This is a genomic window from Sphingobium sp. LMC3-1-1.1 (assembly GCF_040676285.1).
GTDB lineage: Bacteria > Pseudomonadota > Alphaproteobacteria > Sphingomonadales > Sphingomonadaceae > Sphingobium.
Genome location: NZ_JBEGHQ010000089.1, coordinates 24,245 through 37,293 on the forward strand (window position 1 = coordinate 24,245; position 13,049 = coordinate 37,293).

Sequence of the window (13,049 nt, forward strand, 5' to 3'; positions counted from 1 at the left end):
GCCCCGTCGCCGGACGCTGCCCAATTCTACGCGGAAAGCCTGGCGCATCTGGTGGGATCGGGCATCCCCTTCATGCGGCCGACCAGGGATCTGGACATCTTCTGCAAGCCCGGCGGTGTTCCGGTCTATAATTGTCCCTTCGGAACGGTTCGACCGTCCCTATGTCCTGATCGCGATCTGACGCGGCCGTGCAGGCCGGGCGGGACGCCTGAACCAGAACGTCCAGACAGTCAGCGAGCCGAGCAGCGTCAGCGCCAAACCCGACAGCGTCATGAGCAGCCGGAAGGGCAAGCCACCGACTTTCGCCGCATGGAGCGGGTAAAGCAGATTATAGCCCTTCACCGCTGTGGGCAGCGTCGAGGCGTCGCGCGCGGCAACCAGCATGCCGTTGTCGGCCGCGAACCAGAGGGTGGTGCGGCCATTGGGCAGCCATTCCTGCGGCCGCCGCATGCGAAGCGTGACGAGACCGCCCTTCTTGCGCGGCAGGCTGAGGCTGCGCACTTCCGCATCGGGGAAGCGCGCCTTGGCCGTCATGATCATGCCCGCCCAGTCCAGCCTTCCGGCAAGCCCGGCATTGCGGGGCGGGGGCGGAGCCAGCGCCTTGTCGATCTGCGCAGGCGCTCCCGGCCCGAACAGCAACGCCGCCATGGGACGGAACACCAGGACGGCACCCGTCACCAGCGACAGCAGCAACAAGGGCGCGACGATGATGCCCAGGTCGCGGTGATGCCGCACGATCGCGGGGCGGCTCATCCGTGCCGGCCATAGGCGCCATTCGAAGGTCCGCCGCGTCCGCCACCAGAGGATGAAGCCGGTCAACACGAAGAACAGCCCGCAAAGCGCGGCAATACCGATCACCCAATCGCCCGTTTCGCCGGAAAAGAGATGGTGGTGGAAATCGAACAGCCACAGTTCGGGCCGCTCCCACTGGCTGCTCCACCGCATCACCACGGCACCCTGCTGGTCCGCATAGGCGCCGCGACCATTGTCGAACAGCAGTTTGAGCAGCCCGAAATCGTCGGACGCATAGGTGATCGACTGCGGCCGCATCGCCGGATCGGCCATGAGGCGCTGCGTCACCTCGGCCAGTTGGCGCACGTCCTCCACCCGCGGATCGCCGGCATGGGGCGCCAGCGTCCAGGCATTTTTATGCACCAGCAACGCGCCGCTCAGGCCCAGAAGCGCGAGCAGCAACCCGATCAGCCCGCCGGTCCAGCGGTGGAGGGTGTCGATCAGTTTCACTAGAAGCGATAATCCCAGGACAGGGTGAAATTGCGGCCGCGGCCCGCGAAATAATGGGCATTGTCACTGGGACGGACGGTCTGGCTGTAATAATCGATGGTGAATGTGTCGAAGATATTCTGCGCCGCCAGCGTCAATGCCCCCAAACGCGTCTGATAGCGCAGCGACAGGTCGGTCACGTCATAGCCGTCGAACCTGTAGAGCGGCGGATAAGCGCCCGGCGTCCGTTCGAACTGGCGCGACAGGAAGAATTGCGTCTGGATGCGCGCCGAAACGGGTCCATGCACATAGCTGGCCGCCACGTTCAGGCGGTCGGGCGAGATGTTCGCCCCGTCCAGATCGCGGTCAACCTTGTCGATCCCGTCGTCCGAACCGTCGGTGCGGCCGATCAGATGGGCATAGCCGGTCGAGAGGGTCAGTCCCGGCAGCGGCGTCCGGGCCGAGAGGTTCAGTTCCAGCCCCTGTATCTCGACCCGCTGGCGCTGGACCTCGAACACGCCGCCGCTCTGCACCAGCAGCGACCCGTTCTTGCTGGTCGACCAGAAATAGGCCGCGCTGGCATCGATCGGGCCGCGCTTCACTTCAAAGCCGATCTCCCGGTTGTTCGACACGATCGGGCTGATGTTCACATAATCGTCTATGTCGACGCCGGGCGCGGCGACGGCACGGGCGATCCGGCCGACATCGGGCACGGTATAACCCTCGGCATAGCTGGCATAGGCGCGGATGCCGGTCCAGGGTTCCAGGATCACGCCACCATTGACCAGCGTATCGCTGAAGGTCGGCCTGCCCCCTGCGACATCGACGCCGCCGCCATAGGTCCAGAGGGTGTGATAGTCATCGATGCTGATGCGCACATCCTCATGACGGACGCCGCCCGCCACGCGCAGTTTCTTGTCGAACAATGCCAGGTTGAACTGCGCAAAGGGCGCGAGGCTGCGATAATCGGTCGGCGGCACCCAACTCCGGCCCGTCGCGATCAGCCGCTGCTCGGTCAGGTCATAGAGCGCGTCGAAGCCGATGGTCGCGGTCAGCGCCTCAAATCCCGGCATGGCGCGTTCATAGCTGATCTTGCCGCCATATTTGCGGCTGCGATTCTGCGACTGGTCGAACAGGGTGCCGACCGGCGCAATGCGCGGATCCTGAAAACTGGCGATCGGCGCAACCTCCCCGCCATAGGTGTCGCGCGAGCGGTTGAAGAAAAGTTGGGCGATGAAGTTGCCGTCCCACAGGGCGCTGTCGGTCAGCGTAAGCGCAGCGCTTTCCGTGCGGTTGGTGGCCGGAACGCCGGGCGGCGTGCCGCGCACCGAACTTGTCGGGCGGTCGATGCGATAATTGCCGTCCACCGCGACGTAATCGCCCTCCCCCTTCAACTGGAAGCGGCTCATGGTCAGGTCCAATCGCGCACTGTCGCTCAGCGCGTAGCCGAAGCGGCCGAACAGCGACCAGCTCCGGCTGTCCTGCGTCTCTCCCTGCGTCAGGTCGGTGCCGACGCGATTGCCATGCCCGTCATAGAATGCGCCGCGCTTCTCATAGGCTGCGCCCACCATCGCGTCCCATCGCCCGGAGCGCCAGCCGACCAGCCCCGCCACCTTGCCGCCGATGCCGTCACCGTGAAAGCCGGTGTCGGCATTGCCCTGCACCAGCACCCGGCCGGTCAATCCGTCGTTCCGGGGCGGCGCAACGGTCACCTGATTGACGATCCCGCCCGTGCCGCCGATCCCTTGCAGCGCGTTGGAACCATAGATCACCTCCACCCGATCAATGAAGAACGGGTCGATGGTGAAGCCATCGCGCGCGCCGTCCCGCAACGGCGCCGTCTGCGGTATGCCGTTGATCGCGTAGAGCGGCGATCGGCCGCGCAGCGTCTCACCCGCGCCAGACAGCTTTTGCCGCGTCGGCGAAAAGGAAGGGGTCAGCGCCGACACCGCATCGACAATGGACCCGCCGATCGCAACCTGCTGGTTGAGCGTTTCCTGGTCGATCACGTCGACGGTCAACGGCAGGGCGTTGGCCGGCAGGATCGTGCGCGCGGCGGTCACGATGATCGGGCCGCCATCCTCTGCGGCGGGTCGGGACTGGGCCAGCGCGGAGGGACTCAACAGAGCAAGCGTACTGGTCACAAGCAGGACAGACGAACGAATAGGCATGCATCACCCCTTAAAGCCGCCGTCCCGCTAGCCAAAAGAAGGGGATGTTGCAAGTCATTAGCAGTATTAACGAGCAAATGCTTTGCCGCCTTTGCACCGACGCGCCTTCCGATCATCAGGCCGGACAGAAACCCTTCACCACAAAGGGCAGGCTCTCCCCGTCTGGATCGGTCAGGGTCAGACAGGTCCCGAGTTGGATGGCCTGCGCTTCCAGCCGGTAGATCTTCTCGTCATCCGCCTCTCCCGGCTTGCAGGACAGCGCCCAGCCCTGCCGGGTGTGCAGCAGCGTGCCGTGCCGGTCCGGCTCATTGGGCCAGAAGCGCCGCGCCGTCGCCAGTTCGGGATTGACGCGATATTCCCGTTCATCGATCAGCCCGCCCGTGCTGAGCGGCAGGCGCAGCACATAGCTTCGCGCCGCCGATCCGTTGGGAAAACCCGCCGTCCGGGCAAGTTCGAGGCGTATGGTGGTCCAACTCATGGGAATGGCATCGGATTCCGCAGCGAAAAGAGATATAAGGATTATTCCTGATGGCGACCGCGCCACGGCAGCCCTAGCCAGATGGAAGATACGCTTGCCGGGAGACAGACGATGAAATCGGTCCTGCTGCACATTCATGAAGATCTTGGCGCGGAAAGCCGCCTCCAGGCGGCCTGCGATCTCGCCCGCGCATCCAATGCGCATATTCACTGCGTGCAGGTGACGGCCATGCCCAATTTCGTCGCGGCCGACATGTATGGCGGCGCCTCCATGGCCCCGGCGATGATGGCGGAACTGTACGACATCGACGAAAAGGCGCGAATGCGCGTGGAGGATCGGCTCCGGCGCGAGGATGTAAGCTGGGACTGGCGCCATGTGGAGGGCGATGTCGTCCATGGCCTGCTGTCCGCCGCAACGCTGACCGACGGCATCATCGTCACCCTGCCGTCGGGACCGCGCCGGGAATATGCCGACCCGCTGCACCTGGCGGCCGATCTGGCGCTCGCCGGAAGGGTTCCGGTGATCGCCGTGCCGCAGGAGGCGAAAAGCTTTCCCGTCACGGGCCGCGCGCTGATAGCGTGGGACGGTTCGCAGGAGGCCTCCACCGCGCTGCGCCTCTCCGTCCCGCTGCTGAAACTGGCGGAGGAAGTGCATGTCGTTACGGTGGAGGAAGCCGGCAAATATCCCTTCCCGGCCACGGACGCGCCCGAATATCTGGCGCGCCACGGCATCAAATGCCAATTGCACACATGGCCGCAGGACGGCCGCACCATAGAGGCGTCGTTGAAGGCGGCCATCGGCGTGCTGAAGCCTGAATGGATGGTGATGGGCGCCTTCGGTCACAGCCGGTTGCGCGAGATGGTGTTTGGCGGCGTCACCCGCGCCATGCTGCGCGAAGTCCATGTTCCGCTCTTGCTGGCGCATTGAATGCGCGGCATGGTGGGCGCATGGCGGTAGCGGACGATGAAACCGATGGCCTGACCCAGCGCGAGCACAGCCTCGAACAGGCGCTGCTCGGCTCCATATTGGCGACGGTGCCCGATGCGCTGATCGTCATCGACGTGCGCGGGCAGATCGTGTCGTTCAGCGCGGCGGCGCAACGCATGTTCCAATATGCCGAAAGCGACGTTCTGGGCGAGAATATCTCGATGCTCATGCCCTCCCCCGACCGGGAGAGGCATGACGGCTATATCGACCATTATCTGAAAACGGGGGAAAGGCGGATCATCGGCATCGGCCGGCTGACGAGCGCGCGGCGCCGGGACGGCTCGACCTTTCCCATCGAACTGTCCGTGGGAGAGGTCCAGGATGAGGGGCGACCGCTTTTCACCGGCTTCATCCGCGACCTCACCGAAAGCCAGCAGGCCGAGCGGCGGGTGGCGGACCTGCAGGCGGAACTGGCCCATGCCTCCCGCGTGACGGCGATGGGCACATTGGCGTCGGCGCTGGCGCATGAACTCAACCAGCCGCTGACCGCGATCGCCAATTATCTGGAGGCGGGACGCGACATGCTCGACGCCGACGCGCCTGTGGACCGGGAATTGCTGCGTGAGGCTATGGCCGAAAGCGCCAGCCAGGCCCTGCGCGCCGGAGAAATCATCCGGTCGCTGCGCGAATTCATCCGGCGCGGCGAAACCATCCGCCAGCCCGAAGCGCTGCGCGGGCTGCTGGCGGAGGGGGCGGCACTGGCCTTCATCGGCGTCGACAGCCGGGGCCTGGACATGGACATCAGCGTCGACCCGCGCGTCGACAAGGTGCTGGTCAACCGGGTGCAATTGCAGCAGGTCATCATCAACCTCACGAAGAATGCGGTGGAGGCGATGGCCGGCAGCCCTGCGCGCATCCTGCGCCTCTCCGCCATCCCGGCCCCTTCCCCGACCGATGCCGGCCGGGTCGAAGTGATCGTCGCCGACAGCGGACCGGGACTGGCGCCGGAAATGTCGCGCACGCTCTTCACCCCCTTCACCACCACCAAGCCGTCCGGCATGGGCGTCGGCCTTTCGATCAGCCAGACCATTGTCGAGGGCCATGGTGGCCGGATCTGGGCCGAACCGTCGCAATGGGGCGGCACGGCCTTTCACTTCACCCTGGACGCAGCGGACTAGAGCATGAACGAAGCATTCCCGATCTATGTGGTGGACGATGACGAGGCGATCCGGCGGTCACTGTCCTTCATGCTGAGGACGAGCGGCTTCGCCGTGAAGCTGTTCGAAGGGGGCTCGCACTTTCTGAAGGAGGCCGCCGCGCTGGAGCCGGGGTGCGTGCTGCTGGACGTGCGGATGCCGGATATTGACGGGCTGGCGGTGCAGCGCGAATTGCGGGCGCGGGGAATCATGCTGCCCGTGGTGATCATGACCGGTCATGGCGACGTCGACATGGCGGTGACGGCGATGAAGGCGGGCGCCAGCGACTTCATCGAAAAACCGTTCGAGAAGGCAGCGCTGCTGGCCTGCGTCGATGCAGCGCGCCGGACGGCCGTGGCGGACCGCGGCGCAAGCGCAAGGGCGGAAGATGCGCGGGCACGGCTCAACATCCTGACCGATCGCGAGCGCGAGGTGCTGGACGGGCTGGTCGAAGGGCTGCCGAACAAGACCATCGCTTATGATCTGGGCATCAGCCCGCGCACGGTGGAAATCCACCGCGCCAACCTGATGCAGAAGCTGGAGGTGAAGAGCCTGGCCGAAGCATTGAGGATCGCCTTCCATGCCGCCGCGGAGAAGGACGAGGCATAATCCGGTTGCGGATTGTCCGTCGCCTGCGCGACCGAGGGCACTCAACCCAGCAATATCGCCCAGCCCAACAGGATACAGCCCGCGCCCGCCAGGATCGACATCGCGCGACCCCATGGCAACAGCTTCTCCAGCGCGACCAGCAGCGTCAGCACGGCTATCCAGGCCAGATTCATGATTCCGCCGACAAACAGCAGCGCCATCAGCATCCAGCAGCATCCCACGCACCAGGCGCCATGACGCGCACCCAGGCGCAGCGCGCCGGTCCATCCCGGCCGATAGTGGCGGCTGAGGAATATCGCGGGATTGCGGCACTCGCGCAGGCAGGCGTCCTTCCATGGGCTGATCTGATAGACGCCAGCCGCGATCAGCAGAGCGGCGGCCAGCGAAGGGCTGGACGTCGCCATCGCCATGGAGGACAGCAGCGCCGCCGTGGCCAGACGCCATTGCGCCAGAGTGGCGACCAGGGAGAAAAAGCCCCAGATCAACAGATAGCCCAGGGTGAAACTTTCCGTGGCGGGCCGTGTCGCGGCGGGCACCGCGCGAGCATAGAGCAGGATCATGGGCGCGGCGGAAGGCAGCATCATCGCAACCATCATCACCCACCACATGGCGAAGGTCATGAGGAACTGCGCCGCCGTCCATGGCATATCGCCGGGCATCATCATTGCCAGCATGGGGTCTTCCGCCAGTCCAGCCGGAAGCCATGACGCGCCGGGGGCCATGCCCATGCCCGCACCCGAAAGCAGCCAGCCCCAGGCCAGCACGATCATCACCGCCAGGGCGGCAAGGGAAATCAGGTGATGCCGGGCGAGCACCGTACGGAATGCCGACACCGTCAGCCCCTGACCACGCCGTGACTGTCGAGGTGCAGATAGGCGAACTGTCCGTAGCTCGCCGCATGGTCCAGCCGCATTGGCGCAATGGCGCGGCTGGTCCCGGAGCCGACCTCCGCCACTTCATATTCGAAGCCGTCGGGCAATTGAATCCGCGCCCGGATTTCCGATCCGTCCACCGGGCTGCGGATCGGTTCGCCGTCCATCTCCAGATGGCCCGGAATCCGCAGGCGGCCCTTGCGTCCTTCCACATCGACCTCGAAGTCGACGGGGACGAAATTGGGTTCATGCATGGTCGTGATGGTGGAGGCGAAGACAGCGAAGACCGTCGCCATCGGTGCGGTGTCGCCGCCGGTCATGATCGTCAGCAGGGCATCGCGCTGCGCCTGCGTCGCCCGTTCATCGACGAAGGCGGCGCATTCGCCCTGGCCTTCATGGATCGGCCCAGGCCAGCGGAAGACGGCAGCGATGTTCAGGCCGGCCAGGTCGATATTGCCATGCCGGCCCTCATCGATGGCGAAGCCGAAGGCGGCCTGGCAATGCCCCTTGTCCGGCAGGCCGCCGAACTGACAGTTGCAGCCATATTCGCAGTTGCAATTGGCGAACTCGCGCCCCCTGAGCATCCAGTAGACCATGGTCCGACTCCCTCACAGCCCGCAACGATCATAGCAGATTCACGCAGCCGCGTCGCGTTTTCGGCGGAAGGGATAGAGGAATTGCGCGCGATATCCCTGGGGCACCTGTTCGGGCACGCCATAGCCCGTCGGCCATGCGCCGTCAGGCAGATGATGGGTGCCGAACAAACGGTCGAGAAAGGGGAAGTGGATCGCGAAATTCTTGTCGACCGCAACTTCTTCTATCGCATGGTGCCAATGGTGGAAGCGCGGGGTCGCGACGATCGCGCCCAGGCGATTGAAATCACCGCGCAGATTGGCGTGGAGGAGCGAGGAGTAGATATAGACGAAACCGATATAGGCCTGCATCACCAATGGCGAAAAACCGAAAGTGAGCAACGGCAGGGACGTCACGCCGCGCAGCGCGATGATCTCGAAGAAATGCATGCGCGCGCCCGCCAGCCAGTCCATGGATTTGGCCGAATGATGGACGGCGTGGAAACCCCAGAGAAAGGGGACGCGGTGGAAGGCGCGATGAAACCAATATTGGACGAAATCGGTCAGCAGCACCACTTCCAGGAACTGCAACGGCCAGGGCTGGCTGGCGATCATGCCGCGTATGCCTGCCAGGCCGGCCGTGTTGGCGTTGATAAGGCCGGATGGCGCCAGCGCAAGGAAGGTGATGAGCTGCACCATCATCGAACTGATCAGATAATAGAACAGGTCCTCCCGCCATTCCTGGCGAAACAGGCGCTGCTGGGCCCTGTGCGGAAAGAGGCGCTCGATCGGGGCGAACATCAGCCCGGTCGCCACCATGTTGACGGCGAAGAAATCCAGCCCGAAGAACACGCCCCAGTCATGGGTCTCCTGCGGCTGGACTTCCGCCCCTCCCAACAGGGTGGCGAACAGCGCGGCAAGGAGCGCGGTCGCGCCGATGGCTTTGCGTGTACGCAAAAGCAGGCTGAGCAACGCCAGCGCATAGCCGCCGATCAGAAGCGCGTGGACCAGAGGACGCAGCCCGCCCCACGCATGCAGCGCCGCCAGTTCGGGCGTCGAAAACCAGTCTGGCCAGCGTAGCGCCATAACCAGGCAAAGCCCGGTGAGGCTGAGCAGCAGCGCGAAGAAGCCCGAGAACCAACCGCTGCCAAGGCGCCGCACCGCGAGCGGCGATTGCAGGTCGCGTTCCAGGCTGTCGAACCAGTTTGCCACGATATGTCCCCTCTTGCCGCCCACCCGCCCATAGGGAGCGCCCACCGATATGTTAGAGCCTTGCCCCCGCCGCCCTCAAGCTTTCCTTGACGCGCGCCGTGGCCATTTCGAGGGGGGCAGTCTCACCCAACAGGGCAAAGCTGCCGTTGAGGGCGAAGGTGCAATGGCCGTGCACCGTGGCCACCAGCGATCGCGCGAGCCGCGGCGCGCCATCCCTGGCGCTCGGCGGCAGGACGGCGGCGACTTCGCGCACGACGACTTCCGTCAGCCCCGCCCGCTGCCGCGCATAATCCTCCGGCATGGCGACGCCAGGCGGCAGGCGATGGTCGTAGATCGCCATCCAGATATTCGTGTTTTCCGAGGCGAACTGGAAATAGCCCTCCACCAGCGCCGCGATCCGGTCCTGCGGCTGGCCGGCAAGGCGCTTTTCCAGGAAGGCGGCCCATTGGTCGAAGGTGCGCGTGTTGATGGCGACGACCAACCGGTCATAGCTGCCAAAGACGTTGTAGAGCGTGCCCACCGAATAGCCGATGCGCTTGGCCACCTCTCGCGAGGAAAAACGGGCGAAACCGGCCTCCGCCATGTGCCGGTGGCCTTCTTCAAGGATGAGCGCCTCCAGTTCCTCGCGGCTATGATCGGATCGTCTGCCCATGCGAACAACGGATAAGAGAACAATTAGACGCTGTCTAATTATTTTATTGAACAGTGTTGAATTTTTGGGTAGCCCTCATGCCATAGGCGGGGTTTACAGGGATTCGACTCATGCTCGTGACACTGGTTCTGCTGGTTTTCGGAATAGTGCTGTTCGACATGCGCGGACGGTTGAAGGCAACCGAGAAAAGGCTGGCACTATTGGAAGAGGTTATGGGAAATGCCTCTTCCCCCATGCGCCACGACCATCCCCGCGAGGATGAGGATGACGAGCCCGCGCAAGGGACGTCCGCACCCGCCCGCGTGGTGGAGCGGGATATCACGCCTCCTGCGCCAGCGGTCATATTGAGCCGTCGTTCCGGCGAAGACGGAACGCCCTCCACCCAAGCCGCCACCACGGATGCGATCGAGGAGACGGGTTCTCTCGCCCCGGAACATGATCGGATCGAAGCGCAAGCCATCGCCCCTGAACGCGCCCGGCCTGCCCGCGCCACCTTCAGTTTCGAGGAACTGTTCGGCCGCCAACTGCCGATATGGGCGGGCGGAGTGACGCTTGCCGTCGCGGGCGTGCTGCTCGTCAAATATTCCATCGATGCGGGATTGCTCTCACCGCTGGTGCGCGTGCTGTTGGGACTGTTGTTCGGCGGAGCGCTGATCGGCGGGGCCGAGGCAGCGTTGCGGCTGGAGGAACAGGTGCGCGACGCCCGGGTGCGGCAGGCGCTGGGGGGCGCAGGGCTGGCGACACTCTACGCAGCGATCCTGGCGGCGCACATGCTGTACGGTTTGGTGGGGCCAGGCGTCGCCTTTGCGGGGCTGGCGGGCGTCACCGGGCTGGCCATGGCGCTGTCGCTGCGCTTCGGCGCACCCAGCGCGCTTCTGGGACTGGTCGGCGGACTGGCGGCGCCCGCTTTGGTCAAGGCGGGGCAACCCAATATACCGTTGCTGAGCTGCTATCTCGCCCTGGCGGTAGGCGGTCTTTGCATGCTGTCGCGCACCCAGCGCTGGATGTGGTTGGGCATAAGTGCGCTGGTGGGCGGAGCCGGCTGGGGCGTTGTCATGCTAGCCATGGGCGCGCTGGATTGGGCATCATCGCTGTCGATCGGCTTGCTGGTGCTGATGCTGGGCGTGGCTTTGCCCGTCCTCGCCTTTCCCGGAACGCGGGCGGCGCTGCTGCGCACGGGCGCGGCATTGGCAGCGGCGGCGCAGATGGCGGCGCTGGTTGCGACGGGCGGCTTCGGCCTGTTGCAATGGGGACTGTTCGGACTCTTGTCGATCGCCCTGGTCTGGCTGGGACGGGAGGCGGCATTGCGGCCGCTGGCGGCGGTCGGGGTGAGCGTCGGGCTGCTTCTGACGGCGGTGTGGCCGGCGCCGGAAACAGGGCATTTCGCATTGGTGATGCTGGGCTTGACGGCGATTTACGGCGGTACGGCCCTGCTTCGGGTCTGGCGCAGTGGGCTTGTCGAGGCAGGGCAGATCGCAGGGTTGGCGCTGGGCGGCTTTGCCGTGGCGCTGGGACAGCTCTGGCGGGCCGGGCTGGATGGGGAATTTGCCCTGCTTGCGCTGGCCGCAGCCGGATTGCCGGGCGTGGCCATGGCAATGGGCTGGCGTTGCGAAACGCGACACAGGGACGCGCGCTTCGTAACGCTGGCGAGCGCGGCAGCGTTGCTGCTGGCTGTGGCGGGCGGACTGGGACTGCCGCAATGGATGCTGTCGATCGTGATCGCGGCCCTTGCCGTTGGCCTGCTGGCGCTGGCGGAGCTGGCGAAGGATAGACGGGTCGAATGGAGCGGCTGGAGCGGCTGGAGCTTCGCCTTCATCGCCCTGGTGGTTCTGGCCGGATCAGACGAGGTCGCCAGGCTGTGGGGCGATGGGGCGGATGTTCCGGGCTGGCAGGGCGTCCTCCGCTGGACGGCGGGCGCGGCGATGGCGACTCTCTTCGCCTGGCGCGCACGCTTTGCCGAGGGACGGATGGTGGCGCAGGGCGTGGCGGTGCTGCTCGCCTATGGGACGGTCGCGCAAGCCGTGCCGGCGCTCTGGCTGCCGGTGGCAGCTGCCCTGGGACTGGCTGTGTTGGCGCAAGGGGTGCGCAAGCTGTCGCTCCGGTCGACCATGCCCGCCCTGGGAGTCGCCTTGACGGTGGTGATGCTTTGGGCCGGCTGGCCTCTGGCCCTGTGGCTCGGCCGGGCTTTGCTGTCACTGGTGGGCGAACCCGTGCTGGTGAGCGATCTGCCTCCGATTGGCGAGGCGATGCGGCGGCTGGCCCTGCCTGCTGCGGCGACGGGATTTGCCCTATGGCGGAACGGTTCGATCATGGGTCCGATCGGGCAGCGGATCGGCTGTGCCGTCGTGGGAGCGCTGGGCGGCATTGCGGCGCATATCGCGTTCAAGCAGATCTTCGGCCTGGCGAGCCTTGGGGACGTGACGCGCCTCGCTCTGGCGGAGCGGACAGTTTGGGAGGGGATACTCATCATATCGGGGTTCGTCGCATGGCGAGGTGGGATCGCCCTGCCGCATTCCATGCCACCAAAGAACGACACGCGCCTTTCTGCGGCGCGGGCCAATGGGACGATTTCAGGGCGATTGGTAGGGACTATCCTCGTCGGCGCGGGATTGGGCCACTTGGTGGTTTATTCGCTGCTGCTGCACAATCCCCTCTGGTTTCCGCAGGTGGTGGGAAGCTGGCCCTTGTTCAATCTGCTGCCTGTCCTGCTGGCCCTTGCCTTCGTGGCGCTCGAGGTCGCCGACGACTGGTTGCCGCGCGTTGCGGATGGGGTCCGCATGGGTTTGATCTCGCTGGTCGGCCTGGCGATGCTGCGGCAGCTTTTCGTCGGGCCTCTGCTGACCGTGCCGGGAGTCAGCGCGACGGAGGATATTCTCCGGTCGGTGCTCGCCCTGGCGCTGGCGATCGGCTTCCTGCTCTGGGGCATCCGCAGGCAGGCGCGAGACTGGCGGATCGCTTCGCTGCTGCTGATGCTGCTTGCCGTGGCCAAGGTGTTCCTGTTCGATGCTTCGGGATTGACGGGGCTGCTGCGGATCGCATCGTTCCTGGCCCTTGGCTTCAGCCTGATCGGCATAGGGTGGCTCTATAATCGCCTGTTGCGCGAGCCGGTTAACAACTCCGCGACTATTGCTGCATAATG

At 65.3% G+C, this 13,049-nt stretch carries 11 protein-coding genes; 4 read left to right on the plus strand and 7 right to left on the minus strand.

Going from position 1 to position 13,049, the window contains the following annotated elements; all coding sequences use genetic code 11:
* Nucleotides 1-159: 159 nt before the first annotated feature.
* The 3 genes from MRBLMC3_RS22290 to MRBLMC3_RS22300 all read right to left on the minus strand — a co-directional run bounded on the left by MRBLMC3_RS22290 (nucleotide 160) and on the right by MRBLMC3_RS22300 (nucleotide 3,870).
* Nucleotides 160-1,242 (minus strand): PepSY-associated TM helix domain-containing protein, encoded by a 1,083-nt coding sequence (locus MRBLMC3_RS22290; protein ID WP_363832464.1) that lies wholly within the window; start codon nucleotides 1,240-1,242, stop codon nucleotides 160-162.
* Nucleotides 1,242-3,392, minus strand: a complete 2,151-nt coding sequence (locus MRBLMC3_RS22295) for a TonB-dependent receptor (protein WP_363832467.1) — start codon at nucleotides 3,390-3,392, stop codon at nucleotides 1,242-1,244. Before MRBLMC3_RS22295 ends, MRBLMC3_RS22290 begins: the two co-directional genes overlap by 1 nt.
* A 115-nt stretch (nucleotides 3,393-3,507) precedes the next feature.
* Nucleotides 3,508-3,870: a hypothetical protein gene (locus MRBLMC3_RS22300; protein WP_133654858.1), complete on the minus strand. Its 363-nt coding sequence runs from the start codon at nucleotides 3,868-3,870 to the stop codon at nucleotides 3,508-3,510.
* Between the two features lie 111 nt (nucleotides 3,871-3,981).
* On the opposite strand from MRBLMC3_RS22300, the gene MRBLMC3_RS22305 reads away from it, so the two are divergent.
* Genes MRBLMC3_RS22305 through fixJ form a run of 3 tightly spaced genes read left to right on the plus strand, consistent with a single transcriptional unit; the run spans nucleotide 3,982 to nucleotide 6,602 of the window.
* Entirely contained in the window at nucleotides 3,982-4,797 is an 816-nt protein-coding gene (locus MRBLMC3_RS22305) for a universal stress protein (protein ID WP_363832468.1), read from the plus strand.
* 20 nt (nucleotides 4,798-4,817) lie between these two features.
* Nucleotides 4,818-5,975 (plus strand): sensor histidine kinase, encoded by a 1,158-nt coding sequence (locus MRBLMC3_RS22310; protein WP_363832470.1) that lies wholly within the window; start codon nucleotides 4,818-4,820, stop codon nucleotides 5,973-5,975.
* A 3-nt stretch (nucleotides 5,976-5,978) separates the two neighbouring features.
* Nucleotides 5,979-6,602, plus strand: a complete 624-nt coding sequence (fixJ, locus tag MRBLMC3_RS22315) for a response regulator FixJ (RefSeq protein ID WP_363736833.1) — start codon at nucleotides 5,979-5,981, stop codon at nucleotides 6,600-6,602.
* Nucleotides 6,603-6,643: 41 nt separating this feature from the next.
* Here fixJ and MRBLMC3_RS22320 read toward each other — a convergent pair whose 3' ends face one another.
* From MRBLMC3_RS22320 to MRBLMC3_RS22335, 4 genes are read right to left on the minus strand one after another with little or no spacing between them, the layout of a single operon-like run.
* Nucleotides 6,644-7,435 (minus strand): DUF2182 domain-containing protein, encoded by a 792-nt coding sequence (locus MRBLMC3_RS22320; RefSeq protein WP_363832473.1) that lies wholly within the window; start codon nucleotides 7,433-7,435, stop codon nucleotides 6,644-6,646.
* 2 nt (nucleotides 7,436-7,437) lie between these two features.
* Complete coding sequence (locus tag MRBLMC3_RS22325) at nucleotides 7,438-8,070, minus strand: DUF1326 domain-containing protein (protein ID WP_363736831.1); 633 nt, start codon at nucleotides 8,068-8,070, stop codon at nucleotides 7,438-7,440.
* Nucleotides 8,071-8,109: 39 nt separating this feature from the next.
* Nucleotides 8,110-9,258, minus strand: coding sequence for a sterol desaturase family protein (locus MRBLMC3_RS22330; RefSeq protein WP_363832475.1), 1,149 nt, complete (start codon nucleotides 9,256-9,258; stop codon nucleotides 8,110-8,112).
* A gap of 52 nt (nucleotides 9,259-9,310) precedes the next feature.
* On the minus strand, nucleotides 9,311-9,910 hold the full coding sequence (locus MRBLMC3_RS22335; protein ID WP_363736829.1) for a TetR/AcrR family transcriptional regulator: 600 nt from the start codon (nucleotides 9,908-9,910) through the stop codon (nucleotides 9,311-9,313).
* A 110-nt stretch (nucleotides 9,911-10,020) separates the two neighbouring features.
* Here MRBLMC3_RS22335 and MRBLMC3_RS22340 point away from each other — a divergent pair, with 110 nt between their 5' ends.
* Nucleotides 10,021-13,047, plus strand: coding sequence for a DUF2339 domain-containing protein (locus MRBLMC3_RS22340; protein ID WP_363832478.1), 3,027 nt, complete (start codon nucleotides 10,021-10,023; stop codon nucleotides 13,045-13,047).
* Nucleotides 13,048-13,049: the final 2 nt, after the last annotated feature.